The sequence below is a fragment of the Aggregicoccus sp. 17bor-14 genome, from assembly GCF_009659535.1.
Lineage (GTDB): Bacteria > Myxococcota > Myxococcia > Myxococcales > Myxococcaceae > Aggregicoccus.
In genome coordinates this window covers 164,131-183,281 of sequence record NZ_VJZZ01000010.1, presented here as the reverse complement: position 1 = coordinate 183,281, position 19,151 = coordinate 164,131, and the positions used below count along the sequence as shown (strand labels likewise).

Genomic DNA, 19,151 nt, shown 5'->3' with positions numbered 1-19,151 from the left:
CCAGGCGAGGGCCCCCTCTTCGCTTCCCGGGCGCCGTTGCGCGCGCCCGTACCGGCACTACTTCGCGGGCGTCGCGGGCGCCGGGGTGGCCGGCTTCGCAGTGCCCTTGGTGGTGTCGGTGGCCTTGGCGGCGTCGGCGGCCTCGGGCTGCTGCTGGGTGAGCTCGAGGTTCAGCGTCACGGTGACCTCGTCACCCACGACGGCGCTGCCGTCCTGCATCTTGTTGTCCCACTTCAGGTCGAAGGCGTGGCGGCTCAGCGTGGTGACGGCCTTCGCGCCGCGCTTCACGTTGTTCCACGGATCCTTCACGGTCTGCGCGGGGGCGGTCACGTCGAGCACCACCGGCTTGGTGACGCCGTGCATGGTGAGGTCGCCCGTCACCTTGAACTTGTCCTTGCCGGCCTTGGCCACCTTCGTCGACTTGAAGGTGATGGTCGGGTACTTCGCGACGTCGAAGAAGTCCGGGCTCTTCAGGTGCGCGTCGCGCTTGGGCTCGCGGGTGTCGATGCTGGTCGCGTCGATGGTGGCCTCGATGGAGGACTTGCTCGGGTCCTTGTCATCGAGGGTGATGGTGCCCTCGGTCTTGCCGAACTGACCATTCACCTCGGAGACCACGAGGTGCTTCACGGTGAAGTTGGAGCTGGAGTGGGTGGAGTCGATCTTCCAGGTGGTGGTCGCGGCCATCGCAAAGCCGGGGGCGAGCGCGAGGACGAGGGCGGCGGACTTGAGGTTGAGCTTCATGTCGTTCTCCAGGGGTTGAACTGAGCTGCGGGGAAAGGGACTGCGGTGAGGGCGCCGGAATTCAGTGGTCCAGCGCGAAGCTGCGCAAGGAAAGACTTCCGTACTGGATGCCTTCGTACACCGGGCGCGGGTGGTCTCCGGGGAGCGCGGCCCCGAGGGTGAAGAAGAGCGGCAGCAGGTGCTCGGGGCTCGGGTGGGCGAGCGCGGCGCCGGGCGCCTGCTCCCAGTCGTCCAGGGCCTCGAGGTCCTGCGCGGCGATGCGCTCGGCCATCCAGCTGTCGAAGGCCTGCGCCCAGGGCATGGGCGGGGCGTCCGGCCCCGAGAAGTCGATGCGCCGCAGGTTGTGCACCAGGCCGCCGCTGCCCACCAGGAGCACGCCCTGACGGCGCAGGGGCGCGAGCGCCTCGCCCATGCGGCGCACCTCGCCCGGGCCCGCGCCGCGCGGCAGGCTCAGCTGCACCACGGGCACCTGGGCCTCGGGGAACACGTGCAGCAGCGGCACCCAGACGCCGTGGTCCAGCCCGCGCGAGGGCTCCAGCTCCGCGGCGAGCCCGCCCGCGCGCAGCAGCGCCGCGGCCGCCTCGGCGAGCGCAGGCGCGCCCGGGCAGGGGTAGCGCACGCGGTAGAGCGCGTCCGGGAAGCCGCCGAAGTCGTAGATGAGGCGCGGGGCCTCGGTGGCGGTGAGGCGCAGCGGGCCCGAGACCTCCCAGTGCCCACTCACCACCAGGAGCGCCGTGGGGCTGCCAGCCTGGCGACCGAACGCCCCCAGGGCATCGGTGTACGCGTCGTGCGCGAGCGCCGCCGTGGGCGCGCCGTGGGAGACGAAGAGCGCCGGCGCCACCGCGCCCTGCCCCGCTCCCCGCTCCGCTGCTCGCGTCGTCGCCATCGTGGGCGCTTCCTAGAGCAACCTCCGGGCCACACTCCAACCCACTGTAAACACTGGCTTCGAGCTCGCCGCCGTGGCAAGGCGACTCTCACATTGATAGAAGGATCGCTCACTTTGAGCGAGAGGTGGCGGCGGATGAAGCGGCTGGACCTGGACCTGCGCGAGCTGCTGGAGGTGAACCCGGCCGGGGGACGGATGAGCCTCGCGGGGCAGCGGGTGCTCCTGATGGACCCGGTGGCGCTGGGGCTCCTGCGCAAGGAGCTGATCGGCCTGGTGGGCCTGACGCCTGCGCGCGGCACCCTCACCCGCCTGGGCTACGCGCACGGCTGGCGCACCGCGGAGGCGCTGAAGGACGCCTTCCCCTGGGAGAGCGAGCGCGAGTGGCGCACGGCGGGCGGGCGGCTGCACACGCTGATGGGCCAGGTGCAGCTGGAGCGGGTGCCGCGCGGGCCCGAGGACGGCCCGGAGCCCTTCGCCGAGGCGCTGTGGCACGACTCGTACGAGGCCGAGCAGCACCTGCTGCACCTGGGGCGCGCCGAGGAGCCGGTGTGCTGGAGCCTCACCGGCTTCGCCTCCGGCTACATGAGCTTCTGCAACGGCCGGCCCATCTACTGCCTGGAGACGCACTGCGTGGGGAAGGGGGACGCGCACTGCCGCGTGCTGGGGCTGCCGCAGGAGGAGTGGCCGAAAGAGCTCGCCGACCAGCTGCGCTTCTACGAGACGCAGTGCATGGAGACGCAGCTGGCCAGCGTGACGGAGGCGCTGAAGGACGCCGAGCGACGCTTGAGGGTGAAGCGCCAGGCGCTCGCGCGCGTGTCCGGCGTGAAGGAGGACCCGGCGGGGATGGTGGCGCGCACCGAGCGCATGCAGCAGGTGCTGGGGCTCGCGCGGCGCTCGGCCCGGGTGGACTCCACGGTGCTCGTCACCGGAGAGAGCGGCAGCGGCAAGGAGCGCATCGCGCGGCTCATCCACGACGAGTCGTCGCGCAGCGCGCGCGCCTTCGTGGCCGTCAACTGCGCCGCCGTCACCGAGAGCCTGCTGGAGAGCGAGCTGTTCGGCCACGCGAAGGGCGCCTTCACCGGCGCCACGCACGACCGGCCCGGCCTCTTCGAGGCGGCCCACGGCGGCACCCTCTTCCTCGACGAGGTGGGCGAGGTGCCGCTCGCGATGCAGGCGAAGCTCCTGCGCACGCTGCAGGAGCGCGAGGTGCGGCGCGTGGGCGAGAACCAGAGCCGCAAGGTGGACGTGCGCATCCTCGCCGCCACCCACCGCAACCTCCTGGATGAGGTGGCCGCGGGGCGCTTCCGCCAGGACCTCTACTACCGGCTGCGCGTCATCGAGCTGAAGGTCCCGCCGCTGCGCGAGCGGCGCGAGGACCTGCTGCCGCTCGCGCGCCTGCTGCTCGCGGACGCGAGCGAGCGGCTGGGCCGGCGCGTGACGGGGCTCACGCCGGCGGCCGCGGACCAGCTGCTGCGCTACGCGTGGCCGGGCAACGTGCGCGAGCTGCAGAACGCGCTCGAGCGCGCGGTGGCCCTGTGCGAGGGCACGCGCGTGGAGCCCGAGGACCTGCCGGAAGAGGTGCGCGCCGCGCCCCCGAGCCTCCTGCCCGGCGAGGGCGCGCCGCAGCGGCTCGAGGACATGGAGCGCGCGTACATCCTCGCGGTGCTCGCGCAGAACGAGGGCAACCGCGCGCACACCGCCGCGCAGCTGGGCATCGGTCCCGCGACGCTCTACCGCAAGCTCAAGGCCTACGGGCAGGCGCAGGACGCGTAGCGCGCGATGCGCTGGAAGAGATGACGCACCAGAACTTGCGTCGAACCTGAACCGACCCTCAGATGCGGCGCGTCGCGGATTGACTCCCCTCTCCTCCGAACCTCTCAGCCCGCGCAGGACAAGAGCAGCCGTGAACCAGGACCCGGGCGAGAAGCCCCGCAGTACCTCCAGCAGCAGCCTGCGCGGCGCCGACAAGCGGCGCACCCCGCGGGTGAGCGTGAACCTCACCGCGCACTGCCGCATCGGCACCCGCTTCATCCGCGACCCGGTGGCGGACCTCTCGCTGGGCGGGCTCTACCTGCGCACGCACGAGCCGGCGCGCGAGGGCACCCCGGTGCGCGCGGCGCTCGCCCTGCCCTCGCAGGACGGGCCGCGCTACCTCACCCTGGTGGGCAGCGTGGCGCGCGTGGACACCGACCCACGCGGCCACGCGCAGGGCCTGGGCGTGGCCTTCGCCGAGGAGCAGATGGCCGAGCAGGACCGCGCCCATCTCGGGGCGTTCATCGCCGAGCGGCTCGCCGCGGTGGCGTGAGCCCGGGCCCGGGCTAGTTCAGGTACTGGTCGCGGTCCGGCTTGTTGCGGTTCACCACCCGCAGGTGCTTGGGCCGCCCGGTGAGCCGGCGCTGCAGGCGCTTGTGGTTGAAGCGCAGCCAGAGCGTGCGCGGGCTGCCGCCGCGCACGTAGAGGAACGCGAGCGCCATGCCGAAGAGGTCCGGGAGCACGAGCCAGATGCTGCTGAACGCGGCGTTGAGCACCACGAAGCCCACACCCACGGCGGCGAGCCCATTGCCGGTCATCGGCAGGCCCCAGAAGTTCGCCTGCCCGCGCCCGATGTACAGGCCGTAGCCCACCCAGAGCACGGAGGTCATCACCGTGCCACCCGGGAAGGGCACGCCGAGCAGCGGCGTGAAGAGCAGCGCCACGGCCACGGTCAGCAGGCCCGCGAGGGCCGTGCAGCCCACCGCCAGGATGAAGAGTCGCCGCGAGCCCAGGCTCATCTCCAGCGCGCCGCCGATGCTCCAGGTGATGAGCACGCCGAAGATGACGCCGAGCGGGCTGGTCTCCACGAAGGCGTAGGTGAGGGGCTGCCAGAGCCGCAGGCCGTAGAGGAAGGACGCCGGGCGCAGGATGAGCAGGTCGCCCGCGGCGCCGTGGGTGAGCGCCACGAGCACCGAGCCCACCACCAGGCCCACCGCGAGCTTGGCCGCCATGGTGTCCAGGCCCACTCCTCCGCCGAAGCCTCCGAATCCTCCGCCGCGCATCGGTCGCATCCGTGTACGTCCTCTCGCCCGCTTCACGGGTGCCACAGCCCCCGGGGGTCCCCCCAAGGTGGTGGACCCGACGCCTGGGTGCAACCACTTCGCGCGGCCCGTGTTCCCGGGGCGCTCGTCACCGGACGCACGAAGGGCGCCCCCCGCACCGTGCGGAGGACGCCCTGGGGCCTGCGGCCAGAGGCCAGCGCTAGCTGCGCTGGCGGTAGAACAACGTGATGGTCAGGCAGTGGAACTCCTTGTCGGAGGACTGCGTGACGATCTTGTCGACGATCTCGACGTTCGGGTTGTCCTTGATCCACTTGGTGATGTTCTCACCCATGTTCTCGCGGTCACGCGCCAGCGTGGTGCTGAACACCTTGATGCCCGAGAAGACTGGTCCACCCATTCCGACCCTCGATGTAACCCGTGATTCCGGACGTTTACCGTGCCTTCCCGCGAGCGGCAAGGAACTGGGTGCAAAAACCGCCCGGGGGTGGGCCTAGCGGCCGGCCTTGCGGGCCTGGCAGGCGACCTCGTCCTTGCACGAGGGGCCCAGCCCCTCGGGGTGCGGACCCAGCGGCGCCTTGTCGCTCTCCTCCACCCCGCACAGCACGCACTTGCGCTTGCGGTTGCGGCGCTCGGCGCGGCGCTGCTCGGCGATCTCCTTGGCCCGCTCGCGGGCCGACTTCCCATCCACCTCGTTGCTCATCTCAAGCACCTGCTCGGAAATCAGAAAAGTTTGGGGGAGCGTCCAGAGGACCCCGGAGGACCCTCAGAGGGCACTTCAGAGTGCTTCGACGAGCACCGCGATGCCCTGGCCGCCGCCGATGCAGGCCGAACCGATACCATAGCGGGCGCCGCGGCGCTTGAGCTCGTAGAGCAGCGTCATGGTGATGCGCGCGCCGCTCGCGCCCAGCGGGTGGCCCACGGCGATGGCGCCGCCGTTCACGTTGGTGTGCTCGCGCGGCAGGCCCAGCTCCTTCTCCACCGCGAGGTACTGGGGCGCGAAGGCCTCGTTCACCTCGAAGAGCTCCACGTCCGAGAGCTTGCACCCGGCGCGCTCGAGCAGCTGGCGGATGGCGGGCGCGGGGCCGATGCCCATCACGCGTGGATCGCACCCGCTGATGCCCCAGTTGACGAGCCGCCCGAGCGGCTGCAGTCCACGCTTCTCGGCGAAGCTGCGGGTGGCCATGACCATGGAGCCCGCGCCGTCGCAGATGCCGCTGGCCGCGCCCGCGTGCACCACGCCGTCCTTCTTGAACACCTTGGGCAGCTTCTTGAGCCCCTCCACGGTGGTGTCCGGGCGGTTGTGCTCGTCGCGGGAGACCACGGTGTCGCCCTTCTTGCCCTTGAGCGTGAGCGGGGAGAGCTCCTGCGCGAGCCGGCCCGCCTCCTGCGCCGCGGCGAAGCGCCGCTGGCTGAGCACCGCGTACTCGTCCACTGCGTCCTGCGAGAGGGCGTAGTCCACCGCGAGCTGCTCGGCGGTGAGCGCCATGGCCTGGCCGGTGTAGCTGTCCGTGAGGGCGCTCCAGAGCATGTCCTCCATGCCGCCCTTGCCCAGCGGGAGGCCGAAGCGCGCGCCGCGGATGACGTGGGGCGCCTGGCTCATGCTCTCGGTGCCGCCGGCGAGCACGCACTCGGCCTGGCCGGTGATCATCTGCTCGGCGGCGGTGACGAAGGCCTGGAAGCCGGAGCCGCACAAGCGGTTCACGCCGAGCGCCGGCACGGGCACCGGCACGCCGACCTTGAGCCCCACGTGGCGCGGCAGGTAGATGGCGTCCGCGCTCGTCTGCACCACGTTGCCGTAGACCACGTGCTGCACGTCCTCGGGCGCCACCTTCGCCTGGGCCAGCGCCGCGCGGGCGCTCTCCACCGCGAGCTCCGTGGCGCTCAGGTCCTTGAGCGCGCCACCGTAGGTGCCGAAGGGCGTGCGCTTGCCCGACAGGAAGTAGATCTCTTCGCTTCGCGACGCGCTCTTCATGGCTCGGCCGGGCCTCCGCAGAGGGGTGGAAAAGGGCCCCTTTTCCTAGCGGGAGATGCCCGGCAGTGCACGCGCGAAAGGAGGCGTTCGTCCGGCATCCGGACGAGGGGGCTCAACCTGCGGAGATTGCAGGCTGATTCGCGCAGGCCTCCCGCGGACTCCCCCGCGCGGGCGCGCCGCCGGCAGCACGAGCCGGCTGGGCGCGCACGCACGGAAGGTGCGCGCTAGTCCTCGACGAAGGCCTTGAGCCGCCCCAGCGCGTCCGCCCACTGCTGCGAGAGCGCGTCGAGCGAGCGGCGCGCGCCGGCGAGCGCCTCCGGGCGCAGCGCGTAGAGGCTCTCGCGTCCGTGGCGCGCGGCCTCCACCAGGCCCACCTCCTCCAGCACCCGCAGGTGCTTGGTGATGGCCTGGCGGGTGACGGCCGCGCCGGCCGCGAGCTGGGAGATGGAGAGCGACGGGCCCGCGCTCAGCTTGCCCACCAGCGCGAGCCGCGTCTCGTCCCCCAGCGCGGCGAACACCGGAGCGTGCGCGCGCAGGCGGCGCGCGAGCAGCTCGCCGCTACGGCTTCGCGCCGACATGGGCGGACTCCACGTGCGCCTGGACGTTGCGCACCTGCTGCGCCCAGCCGCCCGCGTTCATGCGGAAGGCCTCGTCGCGGCGGCCCGGGGGCAACCGGTCGAAGCCGGACTCGGTCACCGTGAGCAGCACGGAGGAAGTGCGCGGCTCGAGCGTGAACTCCACCAGCGTGGGCGGCTCCTTCGAGTAGTCCACCTTGGGGTCCACCGCGTACGGGTGCCAGGTGAAGGAGAAGAGCCGCTCGGGCTCCATGCGCTGCACCTGCACCTCCATCACCAGGTGCTCGTAGCCCGGGTGGGTGATGTGGCCGCGCGTGCGCTGGCCGGGGACGAAGGGCGCCTCCAGCTTCACCCGGAACCACTCGCCGAACTCCCGGTGGTCCGTGAGGGCGCGCCACACGCGCGCCGGGGTGGCCTTCAGCTCGATGCGCTGCTCGATGCGATCCGTGCTCGACGGGCTCACTGCGTTCGACGGGCTCATGTGCAACCTCCGGGTTGCCCAATAACCCGGGCGCAGTGAACATGCAACCTCCGGGTTGCATCCCAGCCCTCGGGCACGCGCACGGGCTCCAACGCCGCGCCGCGGGCGCGCTAGGGTGGCGCCCGCCATGACCCTTCGTCCCCTCGCCCTGCTCCTGCTGCTCTGCCTCGACCTCACCGCTTGCAAGCGCGCCTCCGAGCGCGAGGAGGAGGAGGCCGAAGAGCGCGAGCGGGAGCACGCGGCGAAGCTCACCGAGGTGGCACTGGTGCCGATGTCCATGTCCGAGCTGCCGGAGCTGACGGCGGCCGCGCCCGCCGTGCAGCAGCACTTCCCCGGCCTGCGCGTGCGGGTGGGGTCGCGGCGCCTGCTCGCCCCCGCGGCGCGCCCCAAGGGCGGCGCCACGCAGGCGAGCGCGGAGAAGCTGTTCTCCACCAGCACCGGCGCCCCGGGCGACGTGTATGTGGTGGAGGAGGACCTGCGCACCCAGCAGCGCGAGCACGTGTTCTCCGCGCACGACGCCGAGACCTCGCGCGCCGTGGTCTCGCTCTCGCGGCTGCGCGACCCCGCGGGTCAGCCCACCCAACCGGGCGCGCCGGTGGATGCCGCCGCGCGCGCCCGCGCCACCGCGCGCCTCGAGTTCCAGCTCACCGCTGCCGTCGCCCAGCTGCTCGGGGTGAGCGCGCCCTGTGGCACGCGCGAGTGCGTGCTCGCCCCCGTCGAGGACGTGCGCGAGATGGACGCGCGCGGCACGCACCTGTGCGCGGCGCACCAGCAGGAGGTCACGAAGCAAATCAAGACGCTCGCGGGACCAGGGCAAAAATGACCCTCCCGGGGGGCATTTGCACGACCAACGATCACCCCACTACAGTCCCGGCCCCGCAGAACTGCAGAGCTGTGAAATTGAACCTGTAGGGGGTCCAACTTGCCAGGGCAGAAGCGAGTACTCGTCGGCTTGATCGCCGGCGTCAGCGTGACGGCAGCAGGCGCAGGTGGAGTGGCTGCGTACAACCAGTGGCGCAACCCCGCGGTGCGGGCGCAGCCCACGGACTTCGAGAAGACGGGCGATGCGGAGATGCCCTTCCGCCTCAAGCCCAACCTGGCCAAGCTGCGCCTGGAGGCGATCCGCGGCGAGACCGGGGAGAGCGAGAAGGGCGAGTGGGACGACGCGCGCATGCGCCAGATGGCGATGCGCAACTACTACGGCGAGCAGACCGCGCCGCTGCGCCAGCAGCTGGTGCGCACCGCCGCCCAGGAGGCGCTGCGCTGGAAGAGCACGCTGCCCGCGGCGCTGCGCCAGCGCAACGGCGTGGCCGAGCCCGTGGCGGGCGCGCTCGCCGGCCCCGGCAAGGCGTGGGTCAACCTGGGCCCCACCGATGCGAACTACGAGTCCAACGGCGTGGAGTACCTCCAGGTCGACTCGGGCCGGCCCACCGGCATCGAGGTGGACCCCACCAACCCGGACATCGTCTACTCGGCCACCTCGGGCGGCGGCCTCTGGAAGACCTTCAACTTCGGCGCGAAGAACCCCACCTGGTACCCGGTGACCGAGGGCATCGGGAACCTGGCGATCGGCGCGCTGGCCATGGACCACGCGAATCCGCAGGTGCTCTTCCTCGGCCTCGGTGACGCGTTCGACACCGCGGGCGGCCAGGTCATCAAGACCACCAACGGCGGCTCCACCTGGTCCGCGCCGGTGCAGGTGAGCGGTCAGTACCCGGCCGGCACCCTGGGCTACACCACCCCCATCCCGGTGGATGCGGCGCGCTTCCGCTCCCTGGCGGTGGACCCGGCCAACTCCAACCTGGTGCTGGCGGGCACGGACATCGGCCTCTTCCGCTCCACGGACGCCGGCGCCACCTGGGCGCTGGTGGACCTGCCCAACGCGAGCCCCAGCGCCGAGGAGGTCTGGTCGGTCGCGTACACGGGCCAGGTGGGCGGCGTCTCGCGCTGGGTGGTGAGCGGCGTGGACCTGGGCACCGGCGTCGGTGACATCTGGCTCTCCACGGACGCGGGCGCGAGCTTCACCTCGCGCAGCAACGTGGCGGGCGGCGTGCCCGCCGTGACGGGCGGCGCGGGCCGCATCGACGTGGCCGCGGGCAGCGCGAAGGCGGACCCCGCCACCACCGTGCTCTACGCGCAGGTGGCGAGCCTGCCGGGCGACGCGGGCGTGGACATCTGGCGCTCGACGGACGGCGGCCAGACCTGGGTGAGCGCGTGGGGCACCCTGCGCAACCCCACCCTCGTCACCCCCTGGGGCAGCAACTACTGCGACACCCAGGACGTGCAGCACGGCCAGGCCTGGTACAACCAGGCGATCGCCGTGGACCCGCGCGACGACAAGCGCGTGGTGATGGGCGGCAACTACTGCAGCATCCGCACGCTGGACGGCCTGGCCGCGAGCCCCGTCTGGGAGAACATCTCGCACTGGCTGCCCGCGGGCGCGGGCGGCACCACGGCCGAGGGCCGGCTCGCCTACGTGCACGCGGACTGGCACACCATCCGCATCGCGACCAGCAAGAACGTGTTCGGCACGCCGGTCACGATGGTGATCGCCGGCACGGACGGCGGCCTCTTCGTCTCGCGCGACGCCTTCACCCCGGGCCCCATCGACGACACCACGGTCACCTGGGACTTCCCCAACCGCGGCATCGTCAGCCACCTCTTCTACAACCTGGGCACCGGCGACACCGCGATGGGCACCCAGGCGGTGGTGTTCGGCGGCCTGCAGGACAACGGCACCCGCTTCCGCGACAGCGCGAGCCAGCCCACGACCTTCAACCAGGTCGTCGGCGGCGACGGCTTCGGCGCGGCGGTGGCCGAGACCCCGGGCGACAGCGTGTACTGGGGCTCGCTCTACTACACGAGCTCCACGGTCTGTGACCCGGACCACTCGGACTGCAACCGCGGCGAGAACTGGTACTACTACGGGCCCACGGACGACTACCCGTCGCTCATCTGCCCGGGCGACAACGTGGCGAACCAGTTCATCACCCGCCTGCAGCCGGCGCGCGCGGCCACGGCCGCCACCGGCCCCGGCGTCTACACCGTGACGGACCTCGGCGTGTGGCGCTACCGCGGTGACCCCTTCGCGGCGGGCGCGGGCAGCTGGGAGATGCTCGGCAACCCGGCAGACACCACCACCGCGGGCGCCTGCGCCCCCGGCGGCGCGGTGAACCGCAACCTCGGCGTCGCGGCCACGCAGGACGGCCTCATCGGCGTGGCGCTCAGCGGCGGCCGCTTCCGCGTGACGAGCAACTGCACCCTCACCACCCCGGCGAGCCAGTGCACCTGGACGCGCACCAACCCCATGGGCGCGGACCTCAACGGCAACGGCACGGTCGACGCGAGCGAGCGGATGACCTCCACCTCGAGCATCGACTTCCCGCCGGGCCCGGTGGCCGGCAAGCAGCCCGGGGACGTGTTCGTGGTGGCCAGCGTGACGCCCTCCACGGCAGACGGCGCCCCGGTGCCGGACGCGCTCGGCCGCCTCTTCATCACCGAGAACCGCGGCGCCACCTGGCGGCCGCTCAAGGGCAACGGCACCTCCGACCTGCCCAACCTGCCCATCGACGTGGTGCGCTACGACCCGAGCGACCTGAGCAACCAGACCCTGTACGTGGGCAACGCGCTCGGCGTGTACCGCACCACGGACGGCGGCCAGACCTGGGAGCGCTTCGGCCAGGGCCTGCCCATGGTCTCGGTGCGCGACATCGTGGTCAGCAAGACCGGCTCCTTCGTGCGCGTGGCCACCTTCGGCCGCGGGCTCTGGGAGATCTACCCGTCCGCCACCGCCGAGAAGGGCGTGAACGGCAACGGTGACTTCGACCGCAACCTCGTCATCGACTTCAACGACGTGCTCGCGGCCGCCAACCGCACCGGCACCAGCCCCGCCACCACGAGCCAGCCCTACTACGACTGGAACATGGACCTGACGGGCACGGTGAACGGCATCGACGACGCGGACCTCGCCGCCGTGCTCACGCACGTGGGAGGCCGCCCGTGACCGCGACGCGACGCCCCTCTTCCAACTCCAGCCTCCACCGGGAGTCCCAGATCTTGCGTTACCCGTCTGCAGTAGTTGCCTCGCTCCTCCTCGGCCTGGCGGTGCTCGCCGGCTGCGGAGGTTCCGACTCGAACAACACCCTCGCCGTCACCTCCCAGCCCGGCGACACCGTGGCCGGAAAGGAGTTCTCGCTCACCGTCACCGTGCGTGACGAGAAGGGCAAGACCGTGGAGGACGCCAAGGGCGAGGTGGAGCTGTCGCTCGCCAGCGCTCCGGCAGGCGCCACGCTCTCCGGCGTGACCCACCGCGCGCCCACCAAGGGCGTGGCGGTGTTCAGCGGCCTCGTGCTCACCCAGGCGGGTGAGGGCGTGGTGATCAAGGCCACCCAGCAGGGCCACGAGGCGAGCACCAGCGCCTTCAAGGTCAGCGCGGGTGCGGCCGCCGCCGTGACGCTCACCGGGACCACGACCCCCCTGGACGACGTCTCCATCGGCCAGGAGCTGCCGGTGCTGCACGTCCTGCTCAAGGATGCGTACGGCAACCCGGCGACCGGCGCGAGCGGTGCGGTCAGCGTGACGCTGATCGACGTGAACCACACCGGCGCCACCCTGAGCGGCACGCTCACGGCACCGGTGGTCAACGGCGAGGCCACCTTCGCGGACCTCGCGGTGGACAAGCCCGGCGACTACCAGCTGAGCGTGGTGGGCGGCACCCTCACCGCCTCCAAGACCGAGGCCTTCAACGTGAAGGACGGCCGGCTCACCTTCGCGGCGCAGCCCGCCGCGAGCGCCGTGGCCGGCACCTCGCTGGGCACCATCAAGGTCGAGGCCCGCAACGGCGCGGGCAAGCTGGACACCAAGGCGCAGGGCGAGGTTGCCCTCTCGCTCGGCAACGCGAACGGCGCCGAGCTGCAGGGCCTCACGACGGCGCCCTTCGTCTCGGGCGTGGCCACCTTCCGGGGCCTCAGCGTGGAGAAGGCCGGCACGGGCTACACGCTGAAGGCGACCGCGAGCGGGCGCGCGAGCGGCACCAGCACCGCGTTCGACGTGACGGCCGCGGCCGGAGTGACCGCGAGCCTGACCTCGACCCCGGCGGGCGCCGTGGCCGGGGTGGCGTTCACGCCGGTGGTGACGGCGGCGGTGGTGGATGCCTTCGGCAACCCCGCCGATGCGGTGGTGAAGCTCTCGGTGGCCAGCGCCCCCGAGGGTGGCACCCTGCAGGGCACCCTGTCCCAGGCGAGCAGCGGCGGCGTGGCCACCTTCACCGGCGTGAGCGCGCGGGTGGCGGGGAGCTACACGCTGCAGGTCGCCATCGGCTCGGGGGCCCCCTCGGTGGGCAGCGCCTTCGAGGTCTCTGCGGCGGAGGTGGCCCAGGTCGTCGCCACCCGCGTGCCGGCCTCCTCCGTCGTGGCGGGTCAGAGCCTCGCGCTCTCCTACCGGCTCGAGGATGCGTTCGGCAACGTGGTTCCCACCGCGCAGACGGTGACGCTGTCGCTCGTCGGCGGCCCCTCGGGTGCGCCGCTGCACGGCACCCTCACGGCGAGCTCGAGCCAGGGCGTGGCGAGCTTCTCGGACGTGTCCCTGTCCCAGGCCGGCACGGGCTACGTGCTGCGCGCCGCGGTCAGCGAGACCGTGTACGCGGACACCTCGGCCTTCGACGTGACGCCGGCGGCTGCCACCCAGGTGGTGTCCTCCAGCGGCCCGCCGAGCGAGGTGGGTGCGGGCCGTCCCTTCGACGTCGCCTTCACGCTGAAGGATGCGTTCGGCAACGTGGCCACCGCCGAGGCGGGCTCCGTGGCGCTCTCGCTCGTCGGGGGCCCTGCGGGTGCGGCCCTGGGCGGCACGGTCGCCGTTCCCGTCTCCAACGGGACCGCGACCTTCGAGGGCGTGTCGGTGAGCGACGTCGGCACCGGCTACGTGCTGCGCGCGACCTTCGGCAGCCTCCACGGTGACACCGCTGCCTTCGCGGCGGTGCCCGTCCCGGCGGCCGAGGTGCTGGCCGCGCGGGCGCCTCCGGCGGAGGTGGTGGTGGGCCGTCCCTTCGACGTGTCCTTCACCCTGAAGGATGCGTTCGGCAACGTGGCGGCCACCGAGACGCGCGAGGTGACGCTCTCGCTCGTGGGCGGCGCGGCGGGCGCGAAGCTGGGCGGGACGCTGACCGCGACCCCGGACAAGGGCATCGTGACCTTCACGGGCCTGACCGTGGACACGGTGGGCACCGGCTACACGCTGCGCGCCACCCTCGGCGACCTGCACGGGGACAGCGCGGCGTTCTCCGTGGTGGCGTCCGGCCTCGCCTACACCGCGCCCAGCACGGGCTCGGTGCGCCTGGTGACCAACCCGGCCTCCACCGCCTCGCACCTGGTGCTCGACCTGGTGGCGAGCGAGGCCCTGACGGGCTTCGGCGTGGGCTTCAACCTGCCGGTCAACCCGGCCACGGTGCGCCTGGCCAAGTTCACCCCGGGCACGGTGCTCAACCCCGGCAAGGCCCCGATGGCGGCGCTGGCGAAGCTGCCCGCGTCCGGCCCGATGAGCGGCACGCTCGTCGCGGTGCAGAGCCAGAAGGCAGGGGGCAGCGGCGGCGTCCCGGATGACACGGTCATCCCGGCCGGCACGGTGCTCTTCTCCGTCGCGCTGGACCTGCAGCCGGGCATCACCACGTCCAGCGTGGTGTTCGACGGCGCGGCGCTCAGCAGCAACACCGCGTTCGATGCGGCGCTGCGCGACCACGCCGGCAACACGGTGGTGGGCCGCGCGGGCTTCGGCATCGGCAAGCTCGAGGTGCTCGGCGCGCCGTAGCGCCGGGCTCCGTCTCACCTCCGGGGCCGCCTTGCTCCGGAGCCTCTCACCCGAGGGGCTCCGGGCGCGGGGCGGCCCCACCCTTTTCGGGGCTCAGGCGAAGTGCAGCGCACCCACCGCACGCAGGGAGCCCACCTGCTCACCACGCGTGGTGCGGAGGGCGGGCTCCGCGTGGTGGGCGAGCGGGGCGAGGTCCAGCGCGAAGCGCTCGCCACTCCGGGCCATCAGCTCCTTCAGCACGTGGAGCAGCGCGGGCGGGGCGCAGCGCATGTCGCCGTCCTCCACCTTGAGCGCGATGCCCAGCCCCAGGGGCACCACCACGGCGCTGTAGATGCCCTCGGCGCCCACCTTGGCGAGCACGCTCCCGCGCGCGAGCGCCATCAGCTCCGTACACAGGCGCCCGGTGCCCGCCACGAGCTCGGGGTGGGCGGCCATCGCCTCGCACAGGCGCTGCGCCGCGGGCTCGGCCGAGGTGCCGAGCCGCGCGTAGGCGAGCGCCATGGCGTGCAGCGGCACCCCGAAGTTCACCGCCGTGCAGCCGTCCACCGCGAGCAGCACCTGCTCGCGCGGCACGTCCGTCCAGCGCGAGAGCTCGTCCAGGATGCGCTCCTGCAGCGGGTGCCCGCGCCGCTCGTAGCCCTCGAGCGGCCAGCCCCGGTGGCGCGCGAGCGCGAGCATGCCGGCGTGCTTGCCCGAGCAGTTGCTCCAGTGCGGCGTGGGGGCCACGCCCTCGCGCGCCGCCGCGTCTGCCACGGCCTGCGACAGCGGCGGGTGCGGCCCGCAGGCGAGCTGCGCCTCGGTGTTGCCCGCGAGCTGCAGCATGCGCTGCGCGAGCGCGCGGTGCACCGGCTCGCTCGAGTGCGAGGCGCACGCGAGCGCGAGCTCGCGCGGCCCGAAGCCGTACGCGTCCGCGGCCCCGTCCTGCACCAGCGGCAGCGCCTGGAAGGCCTTGCAGGCGGAGCGCCAGAAGGTGACCAGGCCGGGGTCTCCCGCGCTCGCCACCCGCCTCCCCCGCGCGTCCACCACCGCCACGTGCACGCGGTGCACGGACTCGCGGTGACCGGAGCGGGTGGACTCGATGCTGAGCGGCGGGGAGAGCTGGGACATGGTGGCCCGCGCCATAGCACGCGCGCCGCCCGCCTGCCTCAGCGCGTACTGCCCTCCCCGAGCGCGCGGCGCAGGCGCTCGCCCGCGCTCGCCACCAGCTCGAGCAGGTGCCCGGCCTCGCCGCGCTCCGAGAGCGAGGCCAGCGTCTCGCCGGTGGCCGCGTCCTGCACGCGCACGTCCAGGCGCAGGGGGCCCGCGTCCCGGTCCGGGCCGGCGCCGCTCGCGAGCAGCAGGTAGGTGCCGCTCACCACCAGGTCCACGCCCGCGCGCGCGTGCAGCTGCTGCAGCTGGACGCGGCCGGGCTCCAGGCCTGGCGGGGGAGTAAGCGGGGCCAGCGCCTCGCCCGGAACGGTGCGCAGGCGCGGCGCGGCGGCGAGCTCCATGGCGAGCAGCTCGCGCAGCGCGGTGGACAGCCACTGCGCCTCGTCGCGGCCGGAGAGGTTGCGAAAGCCCAGCACCGCCACGGCGCGGCGGGCGGCGGCGGGCGCCGGGGCGTACACCTCCGGCTCGTCCGGGACGGGGGCGGCGTCGCGGCGCGCGGCCACGCCGAGTCCCCCGCCCACCAGCGCGAGCCCCGCGGCGAGCGCGCCCGCGGCAGGCAGCAGCCAGGGGCGGCGGGGCGCGGGGCCCTCGAGCGCGCGAAGCAGCGCGTGCCCGCTCTGGAAGCGGCGAGCGGGGTCGCGCTCGAGCAGGCGCAGGACGGCGTGCTCCCAGCGCCGGTCGAGCCCGGGCACGTAGCGGCGCGGGCTGGGCGGCGGCTGGCGCAGGCGGCGCATTGCGGTGGCGAGCGCGGAGGTCTCGCGGAAGGGCCGCGCGCCGGTGAGCAGCTCGTAGAGCACGATGCCCAGCGCGTAGAGGTCCGTGGCGGGCGTGATGGGGCCGCCCTCCAGCTGCTCGGGCGCCATGTACGCGGGCGTGCCGATGAGGTCTCCCGTGCGCGAGACCGAGGAGGTGTCGCGCGCGTGGAGGCTTCGCGCGAGCCCGAAGTCGGTGAGGACCACGCGCAGCGCGTCCTGACCGTCCGGCTCGAGCACGAGCAGCACGTTGCTCGCCTTGAGGTCGCGGTGGATGACGCCCGCGGCGTGCGCGGCGCTCAAGCCCGCCACCATCTGGCGCACCAGGGGCAGCGCGTCCTGCGTGGACACCTGCCCCTCGCGGCGCAGCAGGTCGTCCAGCGTCTCGCCCCGCAGGAACTCCATGGTGAGGAAGGGGCGGGCAGCCCCCCCGCCGCGCGGCCGCGACAGCCCCACGTCGAAGATGCGGCACACGTTGGGGTGCGTCACCCGCCGCGCGAGCTGCACCTCGCGCCGGAAGCGCTCCACCGCGCCGTCCGCCTCGGCCGCTTCCATCGGCAGGATGACCTTGAGCGCCACCGTGTCCTGCAGCTCCAGGTCCAGCGCCTCGTAGACCTCGCCCATCCCGCCGCGCGCCACGCGCGAGAGGATGCGGTAGCGGCCCGCCACCTCCTCGCCCACCGCGAACACCGCCAGCGCCGGGTCCGGCGGCCGCTCGCGGGTCGCCTCGCTCAAGGGGTCGATGTCCCCGGACTCGCGGCCGCAGACCTCCTCCGTCGGCCCCTCCGTGGGGCCTTCGAGCGCATCCCACGTCGCGTCCGGCGCCTTCGGCGAGGGGGGAGCAGGCGGTCGGGAGTCGCTCACGCGGAGGGCTCGGCGGAAGGTGTCCAGAGGGGGAGAGGCGGGAAGCCCGCGGAGTGTAGGCGGGCCCCTGCGGGCAAAGCCAGACAGCGGCGCGGGTTTTTCCCGGGTCACTGGACCTCCGGGCAATGGTCCGGGGATGTGCAGCGGTGCGCCCGGCTGTTCTTCCCCCAGCACGGCGCACCCCCAACCCGCCCCTGGGGTTGTAGGGTGCCGGCCACCTTTCCAGCGTTCCCACCCTCCTCCCGAGGTACCCCGCGTGATCAACGCCTTCCCCCGCGTTCCCCCGCCCAAGAACGAGCCGGTCCTCTCCTACGCCGCCGGGACCCCCGAGCGCGCCGAGGTGCAGGCGGCCCTCAAGCGCATGGCGGCCGAGAAGATCGAGATCCCGGTCATCATCGGCGGCAAGCACGTGCGCACCGGCAAGACGGACGAGGTGCGCATGCCGCACCGCCACAGCCACGTGCTGGCCACCCTGCACGAGGGCGACGCCGCCATCACCCAGCGCGCCATCGAGAACGGCCTCTCGGTGAAGGACGAGTGGAGCCGCATGCCCTTCCACGCGCGCGCGGCCATCTTCCTGCGCGCCGCCGAGCTGCTCGCCACCCGCTACCGGCCCATCCTGAACGCGGCCACCATGCTGGGGCAGAGCAAGACGGCGCACCAGGCGGAGATCGACGCGGCCTGCGAGTCCATCGACTTCCTGCGCTGGAACGTCCACTTCGCCGAGCAGCTGTTGATGCAGCAGCCGGAGGCGGCGCCGCAGAACTGGAACATGACGGACTACCGCCCGCTGGACGGCTTCGTCTTCGCGGTGGCCCCGTTCAACTTCACCTCCATCGCGCTCAACCTGCCCACGGCGCCCGCCATCATGGGCAACGTGGTGCTGTTCAAGCCCTCGAGCACCGCGGCCTACAGCGCCTGGTACATCATGGAGCTCTTGCGCGAGGCGGGCCTGCCGGACGGCGTCATCAACATGGTGCCCGGCGACGGCCCCACCATCGGCAACGTGGCGCTCACCCACCCGCAGCTGGGCGGCGTGCACTTCACCGGCTCCACGCCCACCTTCCAGTCGATGTGGCGCACCGTGGGCGAGAACATCGCGCGCTACAAGCAGTACCCGCGCCTGGTGGGCGAGACGGGCGGCAAGGACTTCATCTTCGTGCACGCCTCGGCGGCGGACGACCTGGACGCCGTGGCGACCGCGATCGTGCGCGGCGGCTACGAGTACCAGGGCCAGAAGTGCTCCGCCGCGAGCCGCATCTACGTGCCGCAGAGCATGTGGCCCAAGCTCAAGGCGCGCCTGCAGGAGTTCATCTCGGAGCTCCGCATGGGCGACCCCACGGACTTCCGCAACTTCATGGGCGCAGTCATCGACGAGAAGAGCTTCAAGCGGACCAGCGCGTACCTGGAGCTCGCGAAGCAGGGCGGCAGCGAGGCCAGCATCGTCGCCGGCGGCGACGCCGACCGCAGCGAGGGCTGGTTCGTGAAGCCCACGCTGGTGCAGCTGGAGAACCCGCGCCACCGCATCATGCAGGAGGAGATCTTCGCCCCCGTGGTGGGCCTGCACGTCTACCCGGACGCGAAGTTCGAGGAGACCCTGCGCGAGGTGGACCAGTCCGCGGCCTACGCGCTCACCGGCGCCATCTTCGGGCGCGACCGCAAGGCCATCGAGACGGCGATGGACCTGCTGCGCCACGCGGCCGGCAACTTCTACATCAACGACAAGCCCACCGGCGCCGTGGTGGGCCAGCAGCCCTTCGGCGGCAGCCGCGCCTCGGGCACCAACGACAAGGCCGGCTCGATGCTCAACCTGGTGCGCTGGACCAGCCCGCGTACCATCAAGGAGAACTTCGTGCCGCCCACCCGCGTCCCCTACCCCTACCTCGACAAATAGC

General features: G+C 72.8%; 16 protein-coding genes. 6 read left to right on the top strand and 10 right to left on the bottom strand.

All coding sequences use genetic code 11. The features are described 5' to 3' along the window. Positions 1 to 57: 57 nt before the first annotated feature. Positions 58 to 741, bottom strand: coding sequence for a YceI family protein (locus FGE12_RS19865; protein WP_153868095.1), 684 nt, complete (start codon positions 739 to 741; stop codon positions 58 to 60). A gap of 61 nt (positions 742 to 802) precedes the next feature. Continuing rightward, positions 803 to 1,627, bottom strand: coding sequence for a dioxygenase (locus FGE12_RS19860; protein WP_153868094.1), 825 nt, complete (start codon positions 1,625 to 1,627; stop codon positions 803 to 805). Positions 1,628 to 1,762: 135 nt separating this feature from the next. On the opposite strand from FGE12_RS19860, the gene FGE12_RS19855 reads away from it, so the two are divergent. Then, positions 1,763 to 3,400, top strand: a complete 1,638-nt coding sequence (locus tag FGE12_RS19855; protein WP_153868093.1) for a sigma-54-dependent Fis family transcriptional regulator — start codon at positions 1,763 to 1,765, stop codon at positions 3,398 to 3,400. A gap of 130 nt (positions 3,401 to 3,530) precedes the next feature. Next, complete coding sequence (locus FGE12_RS19850; protein ID WP_194798087.1) at positions 3,531 to 3,932, top strand: PilZ domain-containing protein; 402 nt, start codon at positions 3,531 to 3,533, stop codon at positions 3,930 to 3,932. Between the two features lie 13 nt (positions 3,933 to 3,945). Here the strand turns inward: FGE12_RS19850 and FGE12_RS19845 are convergent, their stop codons facing one another. From FGE12_RS19845 to FGE12_RS19820, 6 genes are all read right to left on the bottom strand, one after another. Then, positions 3,946 to 4,662, bottom strand: coding sequence for a rhomboid family intramembrane serine protease (locus FGE12_RS19845; RefSeq protein ID WP_370459076.1), 717 nt, complete (start codon positions 4,660 to 4,662; stop codon positions 3,946 to 3,948). A 199-nt stretch (positions 4,663 to 4,861) separates the two neighbouring features. Then, the gene (locus FGE12_RS19840; RefSeq protein WP_153868090.1) at positions 4,862 to 5,059 is read right to left on the bottom strand and encodes a hypothetical protein; all 198 of its coding nucleotides are present in this window, start codon (positions 5,057 to 5,059) and stop codon (positions 4,862 to 4,864) included. A 93-nt stretch (positions 5,060 to 5,152) separates the two neighbouring features. Continuing rightward, positions 5,153 to 5,362 (bottom strand): hypothetical protein, encoded by a 210-nt coding sequence (locus FGE12_RS19835; protein ID WP_153868089.1) that lies wholly within the window; start codon positions 5,360 to 5,362, stop codon positions 5,153 to 5,155. A gap of 75 nt (positions 5,363 to 5,437) precedes the next feature. Next, the gene (locus FGE12_RS19830; RefSeq protein WP_153868088.1) at positions 5,438 to 6,634 is read right to left on the bottom strand and encodes an acetyl-CoA C-acetyltransferase; all 1,197 of its coding nucleotides are present in this window, start codon (positions 6,632 to 6,634) and stop codon (positions 5,438 to 5,440) included. 224 nt (positions 6,635 to 6,858) lie between these two features. Then, entirely contained in the window at positions 6,859 to 7,212 is a 354-nt protein-coding gene (locus FGE12_RS19825; protein WP_153868087.1) for a helix-turn-helix transcriptional regulator, read from the bottom strand. After that, positions 7,193 to 7,690 (bottom strand): SRPBCC family protein, encoded by a 498-nt coding sequence (locus tag FGE12_RS19820; protein WP_153868086.1) that lies wholly within the window; start codon positions 7,688 to 7,690, stop codon positions 7,193 to 7,195. Before FGE12_RS19820 ends, FGE12_RS19825 begins: the two co-directional genes overlap by 20 nt. A 127-nt stretch (positions 7,691 to 7,817) precedes the next feature. On the opposite strand from FGE12_RS19820, the gene FGE12_RS19815 reads away from it, so the two are divergent. The 3 genes from FGE12_RS19815 to FGE12_RS19805 all read left to right on the top strand — a co-directional run bounded on the left by FGE12_RS19815 (position 7,818) and on the right by FGE12_RS19805 (position 14,491). After that, positions 7,818 to 8,513 carry a hypothetical protein gene (locus FGE12_RS19815; protein ID WP_153868085.1) on the top strand — a complete coding sequence of 232 codons (696 nt, stop codon included), beginning with the start codon at positions 7,818 to 7,820 and terminating at the stop codon, positions 8,511 to 8,513. A 129-nt stretch (positions 8,514 to 8,642) separates the two neighbouring features. Continuing rightward, complete coding sequence (locus FGE12_RS19810; protein ID WP_153868084.1) at positions 8,643 to 11,693, top strand: hypothetical protein; 3,051 nt, start codon at positions 8,643 to 8,645, stop codon at positions 11,691 to 11,693. A gap of 53 nt (positions 11,694 to 11,746) precedes the next feature. After that, complete coding sequence (locus FGE12_RS19805) at positions 11,747 to 14,491, top strand: hypothetical protein (protein ID WP_153868083.1); 2,745 nt, start codon at positions 11,747 to 11,749, stop codon at positions 14,489 to 14,491. A 93-nt stretch (positions 14,492 to 14,584) separates the two neighbouring features. Here the strand turns inward: FGE12_RS19805 and FGE12_RS19800 are convergent, their stop codons facing one another. Both FGE12_RS19800 and FGE12_RS19795 read right to left on the bottom strand, forming a co-directional pair. Beyond that, on the bottom strand, positions 14,585 to 15,598 hold the full coding sequence (locus FGE12_RS19800; protein WP_194798086.1) for an asparaginase: 1,014 nt from the start codon (positions 15,596 to 15,598) through the stop codon (positions 14,585 to 14,587). Positions 15,599 to 15,636: 38 nt separating this feature from the next. Further along, positions 15,637 to 17,256 carry a serine/threonine-protein kinase gene (locus FGE12_RS19795; protein WP_153868081.1) on the bottom strand — a complete coding sequence of 540 codons (1,620 nt, stop codon included), beginning with the start codon at positions 17,254 to 17,256 and terminating at the stop codon, positions 15,637 to 15,639. A 256-nt stretch (positions 17,257 to 17,512) separates the two neighbouring features. Here FGE12_RS19795 and pruA point away from each other — a divergent pair, with 256 nt between their 5' ends. After that, positions 17,513 to 19,150 carry an L-glutamate gamma-semialdehyde dehydrogenase gene (gene pruA, locus FGE12_RS19790; RefSeq protein ID WP_194798085.1) on the top strand — a complete coding sequence of 546 codons (1,638 nt, stop codon included), beginning with the start codon at positions 17,513 to 17,515 and terminating at the stop codon, positions 19,148 to 19,150. The last annotated feature ends 1 nt before the right edge of the window (position 19,151 follow it).